This window comes from Rhodococcus sp. Q (assembly GCF_005503035.1).
Lineage (GTDB): Bacteria > Actinomycetota > Actinomycetes > Mycobacteriales > Mycobacteriaceae > Rhodococcus_G.
Window position 1 is genome coordinate 1 of the sequence record NZ_SCOY01000028.1, and the last position, 18818, is coordinate 18818.

Below are 18818 nucleotides of genomic sequence, written 5' to 3' on the forward strand. Positions count from 1 at the left end.
GTGACGAACGGTTCGGCGTCGATCAATCGGACGCTGGCGGTGGGTGCGCACGAGCTGACCGCGGTGTACTCGGGTGCTCCCGGGTTCGTGGCGTCGGTGTCGGAGGCTCGGACGCTGACGGTGTCGACCGTTGTTGCCCCTGACAAGGCGACCACCACGACGCTGACCGTCCCGGCGGCCGCACGGACCGGCGAGGCCGTCCACCTGTTCGCGTCCGTCGCCGGACCGGACCTCGCGTCGATCGGTTCCGTCGGAACTGTGGAGTTCACGGTCGACGGTCAGGTGCTCGCGCCCGTCAACGTCGTCGACGGTGTCGCCGACCTCACGCACACGTTCGCATCCGCAGGTACCGCGTCGGTCGAGGCTCGGTTCTCGGGCGGCACCGGGTTCTCGTCCTCGGCCGCGCAGTCCGCGTCGGTGAGCGTCACCGATCCTGATCCGACCGACGTCGCGACCACGACGGCACTCGACGCGCCTGCGGGCGCTGTGCGGGGCGCCTCCGTGACCCTCACCGCGACCGTCTCTCCGACGCCCGCCGGTGGCACGGTGCAGTTCTTCGACGGCGCCAACCGCATCGGTCTTCCCGTCGCGGTGACCGGTGGCACGGCCACCCGGTCGTGGGTCGTGGCCGTGTCCGGCAGTCGGGAGATCACCGCGGTCTACAGCGGTGCCCCCGGCCACCTCGGCTCGACGTCCACGGTGTCGACGGTGCTGGTCACGGATCCCCCCGTCAACCCGGGTGAGGGCAGCACCGGGTCGCTGGACAACATTTTCGGTTCCTGATCACGAACACGCACGTTTCAGTGGAGAGGAAATCAATGGCAGACAACAACATTCGCCGGATGGTCGGCGGAGTGAGCGCCTTCGCGGTGGCGGCGGGTTTCGCCGTCGTGGCCGGCGCAGGAGTTGCGGGTGCGGCGCCCGCGTCGGTCGACTGGTGGGACGGGAGCAGTCACTTCACCCGGACAGTGAGCAACACGACGCCGGCCGAGGGTGACGTGATCACGGTCTCGACGAAGTTCGAGCGCAAGGAATGGACCGTGCTCGAGATTCTCTACGGCGTCAAGGACGTGCATGCGCCCTGCCTGACGTACGTCGAGGGGTCCGCGAAGGTCGACGGCTCGCCGCGTGGTCTGGACAGCCAGGGGGCGGACTTCGCGAAGGTCGCCGGCAGCTGGACGGTGTACCCGAACATCGACCCGAAGTCCCACACGTTCGAGTTCTCCTACAAGGTCGGGCCGGATTGCGCTCGGGACACTGCGCTGCAGTCGGGCATGCACTACAGCGGCTCGCTCGGCTCGGGAACCTACGACAACAAGGGACCCGCGATCACGGTCGGCAAGAACGCCTCGACCACCACCCTCGCCTCGGTGACGGGTGCTCAGGTCGGGCAGGCCGTGACCCTGTCGGCCACCGTCACCGGCGGCGCCAACGGTGACACCGTCGACTTCTACGACGGTGGCACCAAGATCGGTTCGGGCACGCTGAACAACGGTGTCGCGACCTACTCGTGGACCCCGGGCAACCGCGGCTCGCACACTCTCGTCGCGAAGTTCCCCGCCACGCCGAAGGCGAACGCCTCCGAGTCGGGTGTGCAGACCGTGCAGATCACCGACGCGGACGCCAACTCGTCCACCGTGCTCGCACCGGTCGGCAATGCGCAGGTCGGACGGCCCTCGGTGCTGAAGGCGACGGTCTCCCCGGCCGGTGCCGGCGGCACGGTCACGTTCAAGGACGGTGCCGCGGTGCTCGCCGAGGTTCCGGTCCCTGCGAACGGTGAGGCCACCTACACCTGGGTGCCGTCCACGTCGGGCGCCCACGCGATCAGCGCGGCCTTCTCCGGCCGGGCCGGTGTGACCGCTTCGACGGCGAACGCGACCATCACGGTGGCCGAGGCGGCGGCCGGCAACGTCTCGTCGACCACGGCGCTCGCCATCGGTGGCAACCCGACGGTCGGCGCATCGAACATGCTCTCGGCTCAGGTTTCGCCCGGAAACGCGGGTGGCTCGGTCACGTTCAAGGACGGTGACACGGTCATCGGTACCGCCCAGGTGGATGCCAACGGCAATGCCGGCCTCGCGTGGACTCCGGCGACTGCCGGTCAGCGCGTCATCAAGGCCGAGTACTCGGGCGCGGGCAACGTGAACGCGTCCGCCGACTCGGAGTCCGTCCAGGTCATGGCCGCCCCCGGCGGCGGTGACGGCGGCAACGGCAGCTCGCTGTTCGGCTCCAGCTAGACCCTGTCAACGGATCCCCGTCACCGCATGCGGTGACGGGGATCCGTCGTTTCCGGAAGTGGGTGTCGTCAGCCCGCGTACAGGTCCTCGATCTGCCGTGCGTACTTGTCCGCGATCGGCTTGCGGCGCAGTTTCAACGTCGGCGTGAACTCCTCGCCGCCGGGTTCCCAGACGTCGGGGAGCAGCGCGAACTTCTTGACCTGTTCGACGTGTGACAGCTGGCTGTTCGCGGCGGCGACGGCGCGATCGATCTCCGCTCGCACCTCGGGGCTGTCCGCGAGTTCACTCGGGGAGCGGCCGGATCCCGCGAAGGCTGCCGCGACGTCCGGATCGAGGGTGAGGAGCGCCGTCACGTAGGGGCGGGCGTCTCCGATCGCGACGGCACCCGCGATCAGCGGGCTCGCCGCGTGCAGTGCGTCCTCGATGGCCGCCGGCGAGATGTTCTTGCCGCCCGTGGTGACGATCAGTTCCTTCTTGCGGTCGACGATCGTCACGTAGCCGTCGGCGTCGATGGTCGCGACGTCGCCGGTGTGCAGCCAGCCGTCGGCGTCGAGCGCCTCGGCGGTCTTCTCCGGTTCGCCGCGGTATCCCCGCATGACGCCGGGACCGGAGACCAGGAGTTCCCCGTCGTCGGCGAGTTTCAGTGTCACGCCGGTCACCGGCTCACCCACGGTGCCGATTCGGATCGCCCCCGGCCGGTTCATCGTGGTCAGGGCCGTGGTCTCGGAGAGTCCCCACGCTTCGCAACAGGGTATGCCCAGGCCCAGGATGAAGGTCAGTACATCGGGCGACATCGGGGCGGCGGCGGTGGCCGCGAGACGGACCTCGTCCATCCCGAGTTTGCGGCGGATCGAGGAGAGTACGAGCCGATCCGCGGCCGCGTGTTGCAGTTCCAGCCGATGGGGGACGGGGACGCCCGCCGAGCGCATTCGTGCGACGCGCATGCCGACGTCGACGGCCCACTGCGCGAGCTTCTTCTTGGCTCCGGTCTCGGCGTCGATGGCCGCTTCGACTCCGGCCTTGACCTTGTACCAGACCTGCGGGACCGCGAAGAACACCGTTGGACGAACCTGCGGTAGCACGGTCGTGGCTTGCTTCATGTCGGCGAGCGTGGTGAGTTCTGTGGCGAAGAGGATCGAATTGTAATGGCAGACACAGCGGTTCGCGATGTGCGCGTCGGGTAGGTAAGACACGATCCGGTCGTCGGGGCTCGGGTGGGTGATGTCGGCGACCGCATCACGGAACGAAGCGATGTTCGCATGGGTCAGTTCGACACCCTTCGACGGTCCCGTGGTCCCGGATGTGTAGATGATGGTGATCAGGTCGTCGGGACGGACAGCTCTCCAGCTCGCATCGAAGTCGAATTCCGGGTCGGGATTCGATTCGACATCGGCGAGGCCGATGGTTCCGTCGGCTGCGCCGTCGACGCAGACGATGTGCTCGACCGCGGTCCCGGGAACCGCCTGCTCGATCACCGGGAGATATTGGCTTTCGCACACCATGACCCGGTTGCCGGCGTTGTTCAGTACGTGGCGAAGTTGTTCGGCAGCGAGGGTGTTGTACACCGAGAACGGGGTGGCCCCCGCGTGCAGCGTCGCGGTGTCGACGAGGTGGAACTCGGGTCGATTGGTGAGCATCAGCCCGACCGTGTCGCCCTGACGCACACCCAGCCCCACGAGGCCGGCGGCGATGGCACGGACCCGTTGCGAGTACTCCCGCCAGGTGATCTCGACGCTGTCGTCGGGGGTGCGCAGCGCGATCTTGTCGGGATGGCGGGCGACGGTGTCCTGGAATGCGGCGCAGAGGGTGTCGAGGCTCATCGTGGATCCTCCTTGACTGGCGGGCCGGGGCCACCCAGGGCAGCGATGTGACCCACGTCACCTACCAGGATAGCCCCGCGGCGTCCGGCATTCTGGGCGGTTGGCCGTGCGCCAGAAACGGAGCACACTGAGTGATATGGATCACAGAATGTCGGATGACGAGTTGCGCAGGGCGATCCGGAAGTTGCGGGAGCGCGCCGACTACGCCCGTGGCCACGAGGATGCGGCCGCGGCCGAGGAGATCGAGCGAACCATCCGCGGCTACCAGGACGAGATGGCCACGCGACTGTAGGTCGCGCGCGACCGAGGCGACGGCGATCTGGATCGGCTCGCCGTGCGCTGGTGGGCGGTCGCGTCACCGCCGCCGCCGTAGACTCCCGCCGTGAATCGAGTGCGCACCCGCGTACGGACGGCAGGGGGTCTCGTGAGGAATCTCGGCGGCAAGAAGTGTCTGATCACCGGTGCCGGAAGTGGAATCGGCCGCGCGACCGCGCTGGCGTGCGCGGCCGAGGGCGCGCAACTGTTTCTCACCGACATCAACGAAGTGGGCCTTGCCGAGACCGTCGCGACGATCACCGCGCGCGGCGGTGACATTGCGGAATCTCGTGCCCTCGACATCGCCGACTACGACGCCGTCACCGAGTGGGCGGTGCAGGTCCACGGCGAGCACGGTTCACTCGACGTCGTGATGAACGTCGCCGGGATCTCCGCGTGGGGGACTGTCGAGAATCTCGAGCACCGGCACTGGAAGTCGATGGTCGACGTCAACCTGATGGGTCCGATCCACGTCATCGAGAACTTCGTACCGCCCATGGTTCGCGCGGGCCGGGGTGGGCACCTGGTGAATGTGTCCTCGGCCGCCGGATTGTTGGCACTGCCGTGGCACGCGGCGTACAGCGCGAGCAAGTTCGGGCTGCGCGGTGTGTCGGAGGTGCTGCGGTTCGACCTGGAGCAGCACGGGATCGGCGTCTCCCTCGTGGTTCCCGGTGCGGTCCAGACTCCGTTGGTCGGGACGGTCGAGATCGCCGGTGTCGACCGGAACGATCCGAAGGTCCAGAAGGCCGTTCACCTGTTCGAGCGGCGTGCCGTGACCCCGGAGAAGGTCGCGCAGTGCATCGTGCGGGGAATCGAGAAGAAGCGGTTCCTCGTCTACACCTCGCCGGACATCCGGTTCGGATACTGGTGGGCGCGGAAGTTCGCGTGGCCCTACGAGTTCGTGATGCGTCAGGCCAACCGCCAGTTCTCGAAATTTCTGCGCTGACACGGTCCCGCGCCGACCGTTCCCGGCCGTCTGGACGAACGTTCGACCAGTTCGCCGAAACCGCCTCTACAAGTGATCGAACCGTGATCTACTGCACCCCGATCTCAATCCGATCCGCCTCTATCGGCGGTTCGAGACCACACCACTGGGGCCTGTCGTGGGGGCCGCATTCGGAAGGAATTGCATGTCGGGGATGTCTGGACGCAGGGCGGTCGCCCTTGCGAGCGCGGTCGGGGTTGCCGCGGGGTTCGTGGCGGTGGTGTCCACCGGCGTCGCGTCGGCCGCACCGGGAACCATCTCGTGGGCCAACGGTGGCGACGCGCTCACCCGCACGGTGAGCAACGTGACGCCCAACGAGGGCGAGGTCCTCACCGCCACCACCACGATCACCGGTGCAGGCAGCACCGTCAGCTGGGTCGAGGACGTCCGACCCACCTGCCTGACGTACCTGCAGAACACCGCAAAGGTGAACGGCCTGCCCGTCCCGGTGTCCAGCATCGGCGCGGGTCTCGTCCGTGTGGCGGGTTCCTGGGACGCCACTGCCACCCAGACCTTCGAGTTCCAGTACTCCGTCGGAGCCAACTGCGTCCGTGAGGCCGCCCAGAACACCGGTGTTGCCTACGGCGGCACCACCTCTGGCGAATTCCGCGGACAGGGCCCCGCCCTCAATATCGCGAAGAACGTCACCACCACCGAACTCAAGCCCGTCGGCGCACTCAAGGGCGGCATCAAGTCCACGCTGACCGCGAACGTTCTCGGCGGTCGCGCCGGTGACCTGGTCAAGTTCTACCGCGGCGTGGACGAGGTCGGCACCGGAACGCTGAACGCCACCGGCGCGGCGACCTTCGACTGGACCCCGTCGAACGTCGACGCAGGCACGTTCGACATCACCGCGAAGTTCCTCGGCACCGGGTATGCGCTGGAGTCCGTCTCGGCTGCGCAGACCGTGACCATCGAAGCGGGCAACCAGAGCACGCAGACGACGCTCATTGTTCCGGCGACCTCGCTGATCAACACGGACGTCGTTCTCGAAGCCCAGGTCGAGCCCTCTCCGGGCGCCGGAACCGTCACCTTCAAGAACGGTGCGACGGTCCTCGGCACCGCCGATGTCGACCCCGCCACGGGCAAGGCCAGCGTGGTGCAGAACTTCAACGTCATCGGTGACAAGGTGGTCACCGCCGTGTTCAACGGCGCGCCCGGGTTCAACGCATCGACGTCCGCGGCGCAGACGATCAAGGTCAGCGAGCCGGGCGCGACCGACGTGGCGACCGCGCTGACGCTGAACATCCCGACCCTGGCGCAGAAGGGTGTCTACGTGTTCCTGCGCGCGACGGTGGCGCCCGCGGCCACTGCCGGAACGGTGCAGTTCTTCAGCGGCGCCGAGCCCCTCGGTAACCCCGTGAACGTCAAGAACGGTTTGGCGCAGCAGAGCTACGTCTTCAACGCCAGCGGAATCTTCGACGTCCGCGCCGTCTACAGCGGTGGACCCGGCTTCCTCGGTTCCGAGTCCACGACGACGGTCACCGTCACCGACGAGCCGGTGCCCAACCCCGGTGGTGGCGGCGGAAGCGTCGACCTGGGCAGCCTGTTCGGCCAGTAGTCGCGAACGTTTCGCGTCACGGCGCCCCGTCCCGGTTTCGGGACGGGGCGCCGTTTTCGTTCACTCGGATGCGTTGACGCGGGATCCGGAAGTGACTCGGCCGCTGTGCATCTCGCGGACCTCGTCGACGAGGTCGAGCTGGCCGAGGTCGTGGGTGACCATCACGACCGCGACGTCGCGGTCGTGGGCCAGGTCGGCGAGCAGTGCCACGACCTGCCTGCTCCTGTCCTCGTCGAGCGCGGACGTCGGTTCGTCGACCAGCAATACCGACGGTTCGTTCATCAGGCCGCGGGCGATCGCGACCCGCTGCCGCTGCCCGCCGGAGAGTTGGTGCGGACGCCGGTCGAGGTGTGTGCCGAGACCGAGTTCGGTCAGCAGACCGCGCGCCCGGTCCCGGTCGGTGCGGATTCGACCTCCGCGCAGATGGGTGATGGCGAGCAGTTGTTCCGTCGCGGTCAGTGACGGCAGCAGGTTCGACTGCTGGAACACGAATCCGATTCGTTCCCGGCGCAGCGCCGTCCGCTGGGCGCGGGTCGAGCCGGTGAGGTCGGTGCCGTCCAGCACGACACGGCCGGAGTCGGGTGTGGTGAGCAGTCCCGCGACGGCGAGCAGGCTGGACTTTCCCGAACCGGACGGCCCGGTCACTGCGGTCAGGCGTCCGCGTTCGGCGGCGAAGTCGACGTCGTCGAGTGCTCGGATCCGGTCGTCGCCGTCGGGATACGTCAATACGACGTCACGAAGGGTGATTCCCATGGTTGTTCTCCTGGTTCTCCGAGTGAGGCGCGGGTGTCAGCGGGCCGCGCTGAGCGCGGTGAGTGGATCGACGGTGACGATCCGGGTGAGGGCGGCAGCGGCGCCGACCATGCCGAGTGCGATCAGGGCGACGAAGGGGAGCGCGACGCCGGCCACCGTCAGGCTGAATGGAACGGACTGGGCGGCAAGGGATCCCAAACCGACGGCGGCGGCCGTGCCGAGGGCGGTGCCCAGAGTGAGGACCGCGAGTGCCTGCCCGAGCGCGTCCCGGATCAGGTAGCCGGTGGACGCGCCGATCGCCTTGAGGACCGCGAGGTCCTGCCCGCGTTGAATCGTCCACACGGTGAAGAACATGCCCACCACCAGAGAGCCGACCGCCACCAGCATGGCCTGGATCAGCAGCAGTGATCCGCGTTCGGAGCTGTAGCCACCGATCGCGCCGAATGCGCCGGACTCGTCGGTGATCGAGGTGCCGGACGCGGTCGCTGCCGTGCCCGCGTCGAAGCCCGTCGACGTCTTCAGCGCCAGGACGGTGCCGTCGCTGCCCGCCGCGGTCGGGAGTGCCTGCCAGTCACCGAGATCGAGCCAGACCACGGGCTGATGACTGTGTGACGAGTCGTCGACGAGGGCGGTCACCGTGACGGTGTGACCCCCGATGTCGACCTGCTCGCCCGAGGTCACCCCGTTGTCCTCGGCGAAGGTGCGGTTCATCGCGACCTGGCCGGGCGACAACGGGACCGGTGCCGCGAAGGACGTACCGTCGACGCCGAACGCGCTGACAGCGGCTTCGTAGCCGCCGACCGCGACCCGGGCCGGGGCGACCCCGACGACGGCGACCTCGTCGACACCGGGCTGCGCGGCGAGTTCGTCGTGCTGCGTTTCGGTGACCCGGGAGTCGGAGAACGACAGCGGCCGATCCTGCCCGGAGTCCTCGAACGCATAGTGGTCGGCGCCGATGCTCTGGACCGCGGAGATCGACTCGTGGCCGAGTCCGGCGGTCAGGCCCGACAGCAGGACCACCATCAACGAGACGAGAAATCCGGCGGCGACGGTCAGTGCGAAGCGGCCTTTGGCGAATCGGAGGTCACGCAGTGCGAGGAACATGACTCCAGCCTCTTCTGTGGCGAGGAGGTTGGCATCGCGCAACGGGTGGGTTCGGCGATCAATCGAAAGTTGGAATCCGCAGGTCGGAGGCGGATCGGGGTGCACCCGAGTGTTAGCGTGGACGAAATGCAGCCCACGTCCGCTCCCATGCTGCGCGTCATGACGGTAGGCGCGCATGCACTGTTCGTCCTGCTGCTCGGTCTCGGCGTCGCCCGGGTCGTGGCGGACGGTTCGTCACCGGTCGTGACGACTGCGGTGGCCGTCGCGCTGCTCGGGTGGTACGGCTCGGGAATGTGGTTCGCCAGGAAGGCGGACCCTACCCGAGATTCGTCGTGGGGTCGGTTCTGGCTCGCGGTCCTCGTGGCCGGCTGGCTGCTCCTGGTCGTGCTCGACCCGTCGTTCGTGTGGGTGGCGTTCCCCCTCTACTTCCTGTGTTTCCACCTGCTGTCCACCCGGGCCGCTCTGGCCGCGACGGTGGGGATCACGGCGGCCGCGATCGGCGGCTCCCTGTGGCACGGCGCGTCGAATCCGGTCGCCTCGGTTCTCGGCCCGATCTTCGGTGCGGCGGCGTCGGCGGGGATGGCGCTGGTCTACCAGCAGTTGCTCGAGAACGCGCGGCAGCGCGGCAAGCTCTACGAGGAACTGTCGATCGCGCACAACGAACTGCTCAGTGCCCAGGACGAACTCGCGGCGCTTCAGCGTGAGGCCGGCGCCGCCGAGGAGCGGGCGCGGCTGGCCAGGGACATCCACGACACCCTCGCGCAGGGGTTCTCGTCGATCGTGCTGCTCGCTCGCGCCGGGCAGCGCGGTGACCCGGTTGCGGTCCTCGGCCAGATCGAGGAGACGGCCAGTGGTGGCCTCGACGAGGCCAGAAGGGTCGTCGGGGCGTTGACGCCCGCCGTCATGGACGGCGCGTCTCTGGTGTCCGCACTCGACCGGGTGACCGCGCAACTGCGCGACCACACCGGCATCGACGCCACCGTCGTCGTCGACGGAGCACCTGTTGCGGTGCCGATGGAGTACGACGTCGCGCTGCTGCGGGTGGCGCAGGGCGCACTGGCGAACGTCCGACTGCACTCCGCGGCGGAACGCGTCCGGGTCACGTTGAGCTACGCCGAGGACGAGGTGCGCCTCGATGTCGTCGACGACGGTGTCGGCTTCGACCCCGACGCGCCGCGAGGGCGGTCGTTCGGGATCCGGTCGATGCGCGAGCGCCTCGACTCGTTGGGCGGGTCGCTGGTGGTCGAATCCGCGCCGGGCGACGGGACCGCTCTGGCCGCGACCCTGCCGGTGCCGTCGTGACGGCACCCGGCGCGGGCGGGGCTCTGCGGATCGTCCTGGTGGACGACCATCCCGTCGTGCGTGCCGGGATGCGGGCCCTGCTGTCGTCGGTCGACGGTCTGGAGGTCGTCGGTGAGGCGTCGTCGGGGGAGGAGGCGCTGGACGTGGTCCGCACCCAGCACCCCGACGTCGTCCTGATGGACCTGCGCCTGGGTTCGGGAATGGACGGTGCGGAGGCGACGGGCGCGATCATCGCGGGGGAGCGGCCACCGAAAGTCGTCGTTCTCACCACCTACGACACCGACGCCGACATTCTCCGTGCCGTCGAGGCGGGGGCGTCGGGGTACCTGCTCAAGGACAGCGATCCGGAAAAGCTGATCGACGCGATCCGGGCCGCGGCCCGGGGTGAGACCGTGCTCGATCCCGGTGTGGCGCAGCGGCTCTATCGCCGCATCCGGGCACCGCACGAGGACCTCAGCGCCCGCGAGATCGAGATCGTCACACTCGTCGCCCGTGGAATGTCGAACCGGGCGATCGCGCGGGAACTGTTCGTCACCGAGGCGACCGTGAAATCACACCTGGTTCACGTGTTCTCGAAACTGTCCGTCGACAGCCGCACCGCCGCGGTCGCGGTGGCCCGCGACCGGGGGCTGATTCGCTGACGAATCCCGCGCGCCACGTGTAGTCGACGAGTCGCCGACGCCGGCGGTGCGCACTACCGTCTACTCATGACGAGCGAGAAACCGGCTCCCAGGGTCGATTCCGAAGTGGGGCGTCTGCGGACGGTGCTGCTGCACCGGCCGGGAGACGAGCTCAAGCGTCTGACGCCACGCAACAACGACCAACTGCTCTTCGACGGACTGCCCTGGGTCGATCGAGCGCAGGACGAGCACGACGCGTTCGCGGACCTGCTGCGGTCGCGTGGTGTGGAGGTGCTCCTGCTGTCGGACGTGTTGACGGAGGCGCTGACGGTCAGCGGAGCGGCCCGCATCCAGGGCATCGCGGCGGCCGTCGACCCGCGTCGACTCGGGCATCCGTTGGCGCAGGAACTCGCGGCGCACCTGCGCACCGTCGACCCGGCGACACTGTCCACGGTGTTGACCGCCGGGATGACGTTCGACGAACTGCCGATCGGACCCAGCGGGTCGTCGTTGGTGCGGCGGATGCACCACGGCGGAGACTTCGTCATCGAGCCGCTCCCGAATCTCCTGTTCACCCGTGACTCGTCGTTCTGGATCGCCGACCGGGTCGCGATCACCGCGCTTGCCCTGCCGGCCCGGGTCCGGGAGGCGTCGTTGACGGATCTGATCTACGCGCACCATCCACGATTCCTCGGTGTGCGACGCGCGTACGAGTCGCACACCGCGCCGGTCGAAGGGGGTGATGTGCTGCTGCTCGCGCCGGGCGTGATCGCGGTCGGGGTGGGGGAGCGGACCACACCCGCGGGGGCAGAAGCATTGGCGCGAAGCGTGTTCGAGGACGGACTCGCGCACACGGTACTCGTCGTCCCCATCGAGCAACGTCGGGCCTCGATGCACCTGGACACCGTGTGCACGATGGTCGACGTCGACGCGATCGTCATGTATCCGGCTGTGGCGGACACGCTTTCGGCCTTCACGCTGCGGTTCGAGGGCGATGGGGTCACGATCCGCGGCGCCGAGCCCTTTCTCGATGCGGCGGCGGCGGCGATGGGTATCGACAAGCTCCGAGTCATCGACACCGGGCTCGACCATGTCACCGCCGAACGTGAGCAGTGGGACGACGGCAACAACACCCTCGCGCTCGCGCCCGGTGTCGTCGTCGCCTACGAACGCAACGTCGAAACCAACGCCCGGCTGGAGGCATCGGGCATCGAGGTCCTGCGCATTGCGGGCTCCGAACTCGGTTCCGGTCGAGGTGGCCCGCGCTGCATGTCCTGCCCGATCTGGCGGGAGTAGGCGGCTCACCGCTCGTGCGCCGCTTCGGTAGGTGGAGCTACCCAAGAGACGCGCACGCGCGAAGCGTCTAGAGGATCGAGGTGACCTTCTCGACGGGGCGGGCGAGGACGGTGCCGCGGTCGGTGACGACCAGTGGGCGCTCGATGAGGATCGGATTCTCGACCATCGCGTCGATCAGTTCGTCCTCGCTCGCGCCTGCGAGGCCGAGCTCCTTGTACACGGCTTCCTTGGTGCGGATCGCCTGGCTCGGTTCGAGCCCCGCGTCGTCGAGGAGCTTGCGCAGTCCGTCCCGCGACGGCGGGGTGTCGAGGTACTTGACGATCGTCGGGACGATGCCCGCCTCCTCGATCAACGCGAGCACCTTGCGGGACGTCGAGCAGCGCTGGTTGTGGTAGATCGTCGCCCTGGTCGCGGGGGAAGTGGTTGCCATGACGGACATTCTGCCCCGGCCGCCGGATTCCGGGACAACGGCGACGTCGGTGCGGTTTCATGTCGTGATGGACCTTCGGACGATCGCCGACCGCATCGAGATCACGGACCTGCTGACGCGCTACGCGCACGCTGTCGACACCAAGGACTGGGTGTTGTACCGAACGGTGTTCACTCCCGACGCGGCGATCGACTACTCGACCACGGGCGGGCCCGCCGGGTCTCTCGAGGAGGTCGTCACCCAACTCACCCCGATGCTCGACCTCTTCGCTCGCACACAGCACTTCGTCTCCAACATCTCGGTCGACCTGGCAGGGGACGAGGCGAGCGTCCGGGCGATGTTCTTCAACCCGATGATTCTCGCCGAGGCGCAGGACGGTGCTCCGGCGAAGCAGTTCTTCTGCGGCGGCTGGTACAACCACGAACTGGTTCGAACCGAGGACGGCTGGCGTAGTCGCAAGCTGTACGAGGAGTCGGCGTGGTTCGACGGGTTGGACCGATTGTCCTGACGAGTGCGGGTCGGCGTGCCGTCGGCGCTCCGCAGGGCTAGCCTCGCGACATGCGCATCGACATCGATCCGGAGTCGTCGACGGCACCGTTCGAGCAGGTGAAGCTGCAGATCCTCGACCAAGTGCGGGACGGTCGGTTGATCGCGGGCACGAAGCTGCCGACCGTGCGGGCGCTCGCCGAACAGCTGGGGTTGGCGGCGAACACGGTCGCGAAATCGTACCGGGAACTCGAGGCGCTCGGCGCGATCGAGACCCGTGGCAGGCTCGGATCCTTCGTCGCCTCCACGGGTGACGCGTCGGCCGGTGTCGCGGCGCGTGCGGCCACGGACTACGTCGCGACGGTGCGAGGCCTCGGTCTGTCCGACGACGTGGCCCGGTCGCTGGTCGAGGCGGCGATCCGGGGAGCGTAGGGGGCTACGCTCGAACTCGGGGTGGGAACGTCGCGGAGCAGTGCGCGCGTGACGGAGGTGGTGATGATCTACCGCGTCGTCGAGGTGCTCGCGGTCGCGTTGCATTTCGCGTTCATCGGCTACCTGGTGTTCGGTGGCTTCCTGGCGTGGCGCTGGCCGCGCACTCTCCCGCTGCACGTGATCACCGTCGTGTGGGGTGTCGGGTCGGTGCTGGTGGGGTACGAGTGCCCGCTGACGTGGCTCGAGAACTGGGCGAGGCTGTCGGGAGGCCGGTCGGCGTTGCCTTCCACGGGTTTCATCGCCCATTACCTGGAGGGTGTCGTCTATCCGGTCGAGGCGGTGAATCTGGTTCGACTGCTGGTGATCGCTGTCGTCGTCGGGTCGTGGGTGGGGTACGCCAGGCGGTCGCGTCGCACCCGCTTAGTTGACGCTTCAACTTAAATCGTGCGACAGTGGGAGTGTTCCGCAATCGGAACGCCGACCCCGCGCCCCGAATCGCAAAGGACGACAACACCCATGAAATCCAGCGCTTTCCGCGACCTGGCCCTCCTGATCGCCCGCATCGGCATCGGCATCATCTTCGTCGCCCACGGCTGGCAGAAGTTCTTCACCAACGGCATCGACGCGACGCAGAAGGCGTTCGACGGAATGGGCGCCCCACTGCCCGACCTGTCCGCGATCGCCGCCGCGACCATCGAACTCGTCGGCGGATTCGCGCTCATCGCCGGTGTCGCGACCCCGATTTTCGGCATCCTGCTCTTCCTCGACATGCTCGGGGCGTTCTTCATCGTGCACATCGACAAGGGCATCTTCGTCTCCGAAGGCGGCTACGAACTCGTCCTCGCGCTGGGCGTCACCTCGCTGCTGCTCGCGGCGACCGGAGCAGGGCGCTTCAGCGTCGACGGACTCCTGGGCGGACGGTCCCGATCCAGCGCAACCACATAGCGTCGCCCTGCCGCGCGGTTCCACCGGCCCACCGCGCGGCAGGTTGCATTTGCCGTCGCAGCCGAGCAACGTAGGTCATCATGGTTGCGAAAACCGATTCTCCGGGAATGGATTCCGGTCAGAGCGATCCCGGCGACGCGGGCATCGGCACCGCTGCAGCGGCCGACGCAGGCCGCGCCGCGCCGGGAGGGGTCGGTGTTGACAGCGACGACACCACCTCCAGCGGCCCGCCGGTACGCACCGACCGCGTCGTGTTCACGGTCACCGCGACGATCGTCGGCGTCATCCTGGTCTGGGGGCTGATCTCCCCGGACAGTCTCCAGTCGGTGACCGGGCACGTGCTCGACTGGATCGTGACCAACGTCGGCTGGCTGTTCATCCTCGCAGCCAGCGGTTTCGTGCTTTTCTCCCTGTGGCTGGCCTTCAGCCGCTTCGGGCGGATCCCGCTCGGCAAGGACGGTGAGAAGCCGGAGTTCAAGACCGTCAGCTGGATCGCGATGATGTTCAGCGCCGGTATGGGTATCGGCCTGATGTTCTACGGTGTCGCCGAACCGCTCGCCCACTACGTGACGCCGCCCCCGGGCACCGACGGCGGCATCGGCACCGCCATGGCCACCACAATGTTCCACTGGAGCCTGCATCCCTGGTCCATCTACGCCGTCGTCGGCCTCGCGCTCGCGTACGGCACCTACCGGCGGGGCCGCAAACAGCTGTTCAGCTCGGCATTCGTGTCCCTGCTCGGGCGGCGCGCCGAAGGCCCGATCGGCAGGGTCATCGACATCCTCGCGATCTTCGCCACCATGTTCGGAACCGCCGCGTCGCTCGGTCTCGGCGCGCTGCAGATCGGGTCCGGAATCGAGGTCGCGGGCTGGGTCGAGGAAGCCGGGATCCTGCTCCTCGTTGCGGTCATCGCCGTGCTGACCCTCGCCTTCATCGCATCGGCGGTGTCCGGAGTCGCGAAGGGCATCCAGTGGCTGTCGAACATCAACATGGTGCTCGCGCTCCTACTCGCCGTGTTCGTCTTCGTGCTCGGTCCGACGGTGCTCATCCTCAACCTGATTCCGACCACGATCGGCGCATACTTCGGCGAGCTGTTCGAGATGTCCGCGCGCACCGCGGCGTCCGCGAATCCCGAGGTCGGGGAGTGGCTGTCCACGTGGACGATCTTCTACTGGGCGTGGTGGATCTCGTGGACCCCGTTCGTCGGGATGTTCCTCGCGCGGATCAGCCGGGGACGCACCATCCGCGAGTTCGTCGCCGGAGTCATCCTCGTGCCCAGCGTCGTGAGCCTGCTGTGGTTCGCAGTGTTCGGCGGGGCGGCCATCGCCCAGCAGCGCGACGGTATCGACCTCGCCGGGCGGGACTCCTCAGAGGCACAGCTGTTCGGAATGCTCGACAACCTGCCGCTCGCCGGCATCTCCACCGTGCTCGTGATGCTGCTCGTCGCCATCTTCTTCGTATCCGGGGCGGATGCGGCGTCGATGGTGATGGGGACGCTGTCACAGCGCGGATCGCTCTCACCCAAGCGGTGGAACGTGGTGTTCTGGGGTGCGCTCACCGGCGGCGTCGCCGCCCTGATGCTGTGGACGGGCGGGGCGAACGCGCTCGACGGCCTGCAGACGATGACCATCATCGCCGCGGCGCCGTTCGTCGTGGTCATGATCGGACTGTGCATCTCGCTGTACCGCGACCTCTGCCACGACCCGATGATCCTGCGACCGAGGGAACGCCGCCGACTGCCGCTACCGCTGCGCCGTCATCGCGTCCCCGAGTGACGGCCTGAGGATCACCGCCAGCTCGGCAGCCACAGCTGCTGCTGCCACATCTCCGGAGTGATCGGCAGCGCCGTCAGGATCGGCCACAGCCAGACGAAGTTCGCGACAACCAAACCCAGGTACAGGGCGACGGCCAGCAGCCCGGTTCCGCGACGTTCGTCGGTCGCCGCGCGCGACGCACCCAACCGCCCCCGAGCCGAGCCGATCACCTCGCCACACACCAACGCCAGACCCATCACCAGGAACGGCGCGAGGGCGACCGCGTAGAAGTAGTACATCTGCCGATCCATCGTGACGAACCACGGCAGCCAGGCGGCCGCGTAGCCGACGAGGACCGCCGCGTACCGCCAGTCGCGTCCGACAACCGACCGCCACAGCGCCCACGCCAACATCGGCAACGCCAGCCACCACATCGCAGGCGTACCGATCAGCATGATCGCCTTCACACAGCTCTGCGCGCCGCAACCCGACACCTGGTCGCCCTCGGCGAAGTAGTACAGCATCGGCCGCAGACCCATCGGCCACGTCCACGGCTTCGACTCCCACGGGTGATGGTTGCCCGCCGAATTGGTCAGTCCGGAGTGGAACTCGAGAACGTTGCCGCTGTAGTACCAGAGCGAACGCAGCGCGTCCGGCACGAACGAGAAGCTGCCGCCGAACCCCAGCTCGTCGCCGACCGCGTGCCGGTTCACCCCGGTCTCCGAGGCAAACCATGCCCAGTAACTCGCGAGGTAGACGCCGAGCGGGACCAGGACGAGCGCATACAGCCCCGGACCGATGTCGCGCAGCGCAGTGCCGACCCACGGTCGGCGCACCCCGTGGTACCGGCGCGCCGCGACGTCGAAGGCGACACACATCAGCCCGAAGAACGCGATGAAGTACATGCCCGACCACTTCGTGCCGCACGCGAGCCCGAGCATGACGCCTGCACCGAAACGCCACCACCGCACCCCGAGCCGAGGTCCGTACTCGGAGACTCCGATCCGACCCTCCGCGAATGCCACCGCCATCCGCGCCCGCACCTGGTCGCGGTCGACGACGAGACAGCCGAACGCGGCGACCACGAACAAGGCCATGAAGATGTCGAGCATCCCGATCCGCGACGAGACGAACATGACACCGTCCGCGATCATCAGGATGCCCGCGATCGCCCCGACGAGCGTCGATCGCGTCATTCTCCGCACGATGCGGATCACCAGCAGCACGAGGATCGTGCCCGCCACTGCCGCCGCGAACCGCCAGCCCCAGCCGTTGTATCCGAACACCGCCTCGCCGAGCGCGATCAGCTGCTTGCCGACCGGCGGATGGACGACCAATCCGTATCCCGGGTTGTCCTCGACGCCGCCTCCGGTGAGCACCTGCCAGCCCTGCGGCGCGTAGTGCTTCTCGTCGAAGACGGGCGTACCCGCATCGGTCGGGTAGCCGAGCATCGTGAACCGGGTGATCGCGGCGACCGCGGTGAGGAACAGCGTGACCACCCAGCCGCGAAGCCGGTCGGCGGGCGGCGGATCCGGTACCGGCGCGGCGGGCCCCGGGCTGATCAGCACCCGGTCGTCCGCCGCCCAGCGCTCGTCGGTCAACTGGGTCACCGAACGATCGTAGGCTGTCGGACATGAACGGTTGTCTCGTCCTGGCTGCGACCCCGATGGGTGATGTCGGCGACGCCTCGGAACGGTTGCGGATCGCACTCGGGACGGCGGACGTCGTCGCTGCCGAGGACACCCGCCGCACCCGGCACCTGGCGTCGGCGCTCGGCGTCACCATCACGGGCCGTGTCGTCAGCTTCTACGACCAGGTCGAGACGACCCGGCTGCCCGCGCTCGTCGAGGACGTGGCCGAGGGGCGAACCGTGCTGCTGGTGACCGACGCCGGCATGCCGTCGGTGAGCGATCCCGGATACCGGCTCGTCGCGGCCTGCGTCGAGCGGGACCTGCCGGTGACCTGTCTGCCCGGCCCATCCGCGGTGACGACGGCATTGGCGCTGTCCGGTGTCCCGGTCGAGCGGTTCTGTTTCGACGGATTTCCGCCCCGCAAGCAGGGCCCGCGTCGGGCATGGCTGGAGACACTGCGCGCCGAGTCGAGGGCCTGTGTGTTCTTCGAGGCGCCGCACCGTTTGGCGGACTGCCTCGCGGATGCGGTGGATGTCCTGGGTGGAGAACGCCGGGGGGCCGTGTGCCGGGAGCTGACGAAGACCTACGAAGAGGTCCGACGGGGAACGCTCGCCGAGTTGGCGGAGTGGGCCGCCGACGGCGTACGGGGTGAGATCACGGTCGTCCTCGAGGGTGCCCGTCCGGTGGCCGCCCGGCCCGAGGATCTGGTTGCCGTCGTCGAACAGTTGGTGGCCGATGGCGCGAGGCTCAAGGATGCGTGCGCCGATGTGGCGACTGCGGGCGTGTCGAAGCGCGAGGTGTACGAAGCAGTGCTCGCGGCGCGCAGATCCTGACAAACCGAGTGCAGCAGGGTCAGGTGGGCATGCCCGCGAGGATGACGATCAGCGCGACGGACGCCGCGATGACGAGTGCGGCGGACAGGGTCGGCGGAACACTCCGAACGATCCTGATGGCGATTCGACTCACCGTCGACTCCTCACGTCACGACCATGGATGTGCGCTGCCCGGCGGGAACTACCCCTCGAACTCTTAGTCCCCGCCGGTGCTGCGACGTACGCAGAGCGTTGCCTGCGGTGCTCACAACTGTGCCGCCCCGATCCAACCTGACCAATAGGTCTGTGCCACCAATCCGGTATTCTCCCAGTTC

At 68.1% G+C, this 18818-nt stretch carries 19 protein-coding genes; 14 read left to right on the forward strand and 5 right to left on the reverse strand.

The window, feature by feature from the left end; translation table 11 throughout:
* Together FFS72_RS20530 and FFS72_RS20535 are read left to right on the forward strand one after the other, a co-directional pair.
* A partial coding sequence (locus FFS72_RS20530; protein WP_171018765.1) for an Ig-like domain-containing protein occupies positions 1-783 on the forward strand: 783 nt, incomplete at its 5' end.
* Positions 784-818: 35 nt separating this feature from the next.
* On the forward strand, positions 819-2237 hold the full coding sequence (locus FFS72_RS20535) for an Ig-like domain-containing protein (protein WP_137875670.1): 1419 nt from the start codon (positions 819-821) through the stop codon (positions 2235-2237).
* A 68-nt stretch (positions 2238-2305) separates the two neighbouring features.
* Here FFS72_RS20535 and FFS72_RS20540 read toward each other — a convergent pair whose 3' ends face one another.
* Positions 2306-4057, reverse strand: coding sequence for an AMP-dependent synthetase/ligase (locus tag FFS72_RS20540; RefSeq protein WP_137875671.1), 1752 nt, complete (start codon positions 4055-4057; stop codon positions 2306-2308).
* A gap of 148 nt (positions 4058-4205) precedes the next feature.
* Here FFS72_RS20540 and FFS72_RS26555 point away from each other — a divergent pair, with 148 nt between their 5' ends.
* The 3 genes from FFS72_RS26555 (at position 4206) to FFS72_RS20550 (ending at position 6918) form a co-directional block, all read left to right on the forward strand.
* Positions 4206-4349, forward strand: coding sequence for a hypothetical protein (locus tag FFS72_RS26555; RefSeq protein ID WP_171018763.1), 144 nt, complete (start codon positions 4206-4208; stop codon positions 4347-4349).
* A gap of 99 nt (positions 4350-4448) precedes the next feature.
* Positions 4449-5318, forward strand: a complete 870-nt coding sequence (locus FFS72_RS20545) for an SDR family oxidoreductase (protein WP_249353430.1) — start codon at positions 4449-4451, stop codon at positions 5316-5318.
* Positions 5319-5511: 193 nt separating this feature from the next.
* A complete protein-coding gene (locus tag FFS72_RS20550; RefSeq protein WP_171018766.1) occupies positions 5512-6918 on the forward strand; it encodes an Ig-like domain-containing protein in 1407 nt (468 codons plus the stop codon).
* 60 nt (positions 6919-6978) lie between these two features.
* Here the strand turns inward: FFS72_RS20550 and FFS72_RS20555 are convergent, their stop codons facing one another.
* A complete protein-coding gene (locus tag FFS72_RS20555; RefSeq protein WP_137875673.1) occupies positions 6979-7671 on the reverse strand; it encodes an ABC transporter ATP-binding protein in 693 nt (230 codons plus the stop codon).
* Between the two features lie 36 nt (positions 7672-7707).
* Complete coding sequence (locus tag FFS72_RS20560; protein ID WP_137875674.1) at positions 7708-8775, reverse strand: ABC transporter permease; 1068 nt, start codon at positions 8773-8775, stop codon at positions 7708-7710.
* Between the two features lie 126 nt (positions 8776-8901).
* Here FFS72_RS20560 and FFS72_RS20565 point away from each other — a divergent pair, with 126 nt between their 5' ends.
* The 3 genes from FFS72_RS20565 (at position 8902) to FFS72_RS20575 (ending at position 11993) form a co-directional block, all read left to right on the forward strand.
* On the forward strand, positions 8902-10077 hold the full coding sequence (locus FFS72_RS20565) for a sensor histidine kinase (RefSeq protein ID WP_137875675.1): 1176 nt from the start codon (positions 8902-8904) through the stop codon (positions 10075-10077).
* Between the two features lie 23 nt (positions 10078-10100).
* The gene (locus FFS72_RS20570; protein WP_137875714.1) at positions 10101-10718 is read left to right on the forward strand and encodes a response regulator; all 618 of its coding nucleotides are present in this window, start codon (positions 10101-10103) and stop codon (positions 10716-10718) included.
* Positions 10719-10784: 66 nt separating this feature from the next.
* Positions 10785-11993 carry an arginine deiminase gene (locus tag FFS72_RS20575; protein ID WP_137875676.1) on the forward strand — a complete coding sequence of 403 codons (1209 nt, stop codon included), beginning with the start codon at positions 10785-10787 and terminating at the stop codon, positions 11991-11993.
* 67 nt (positions 11994-12060) lie between these two features.
* Here the strand turns inward: FFS72_RS20575 and arsC are convergent, their stop codons facing one another.
* Positions 12061-12423: an arsenate reductase (glutaredoxin) gene (arsC, locus tag FFS72_RS20580; RefSeq protein WP_502704137.1), complete on the reverse strand. Its 363-nt coding sequence runs from the start codon at positions 12421-12423 to the stop codon at positions 12061-12063.
* Between the two features lie 67 nt (positions 12424-12490).
* On the opposite strand from arsC, the gene FFS72_RS20585 reads away from it, so the two are divergent.
* The 5 genes from FFS72_RS20585 (at position 12491) to FFS72_RS20605 (ending at position 16061) form a co-directional block, all read left to right on the forward strand.
* Positions 12491-12931 (forward strand): nuclear transport factor 2 family protein, encoded by a 441-nt coding sequence (locus FFS72_RS20585; protein ID WP_050062860.1) that lies wholly within the window; start codon positions 12491-12493, stop codon positions 12929-12931.
* 50 nt (positions 12932-12981) lie between these two features.
* The gene (locus tag FFS72_RS20590; protein ID WP_137875678.1) at positions 12982-13341 is read left to right on the forward strand and encodes a GntR family transcriptional regulator; all 360 of its coding nucleotides are present in this window, start codon (positions 12982-12984) and stop codon (positions 13339-13341) included.
* A 63-nt stretch (positions 13342-13404) separates the two neighbouring features.
* Positions 13405-13782: a DUF2784 domain-containing protein gene (locus tag FFS72_RS20595; protein ID WP_137875715.1), complete on the forward strand. Its 378-nt coding sequence runs from the start codon at positions 13405-13407 to the stop codon at positions 13780-13782.
* 75 nt (positions 13783-13857) lie between these two features.
* Positions 13858-14286 carry a DoxX family protein gene (locus FFS72_RS20600; protein ID WP_137875679.1) on the forward strand — a complete coding sequence of 143 codons (429 nt, stop codon included), beginning with the start codon at positions 13858-13860 and terminating at the stop codon, positions 14284-14286.
* A gap of 107 nt (positions 14287-14393) precedes the next feature.
* Positions 14394-16061 carry a BCCT family transporter gene (locus FFS72_RS20605; protein WP_249353429.1) on the forward strand — a complete coding sequence of 556 codons (1668 nt, stop codon included), beginning with the start codon at positions 14394-14396 and terminating at the stop codon, positions 16059-16061.
* An 11-nt stretch (positions 16062-16072) separates the two neighbouring features.
* Here the strand turns inward: FFS72_RS20605 and FFS72_RS20610 are convergent, their stop codons facing one another.
* On the reverse strand, positions 16073-17650 hold the full coding sequence (locus tag FFS72_RS20610) for a dolichyl-phosphate-mannose--protein mannosyltransferase (RefSeq protein WP_502704138.1): 1578 nt from the start codon (positions 17648-17650) through the stop codon (positions 16073-16075).
* 23 nt (positions 17651-17673) lie between these two features.
* On the opposite strand from FFS72_RS20610, the gene rsmI reads away from it, so the two are divergent.
* Positions 17674-18504 carry a 16S rRNA (cytidine(1402)-2'-O)-methyltransferase gene (rsmI, locus tag FFS72_RS20615; RefSeq protein WP_137875680.1) on the forward strand — a complete coding sequence of 277 codons (831 nt, stop codon included), beginning with the start codon at positions 17674-17676 and terminating at the stop codon, positions 18502-18504.
* Positions 18505-18818 lie beyond the last annotated feature (314 nt).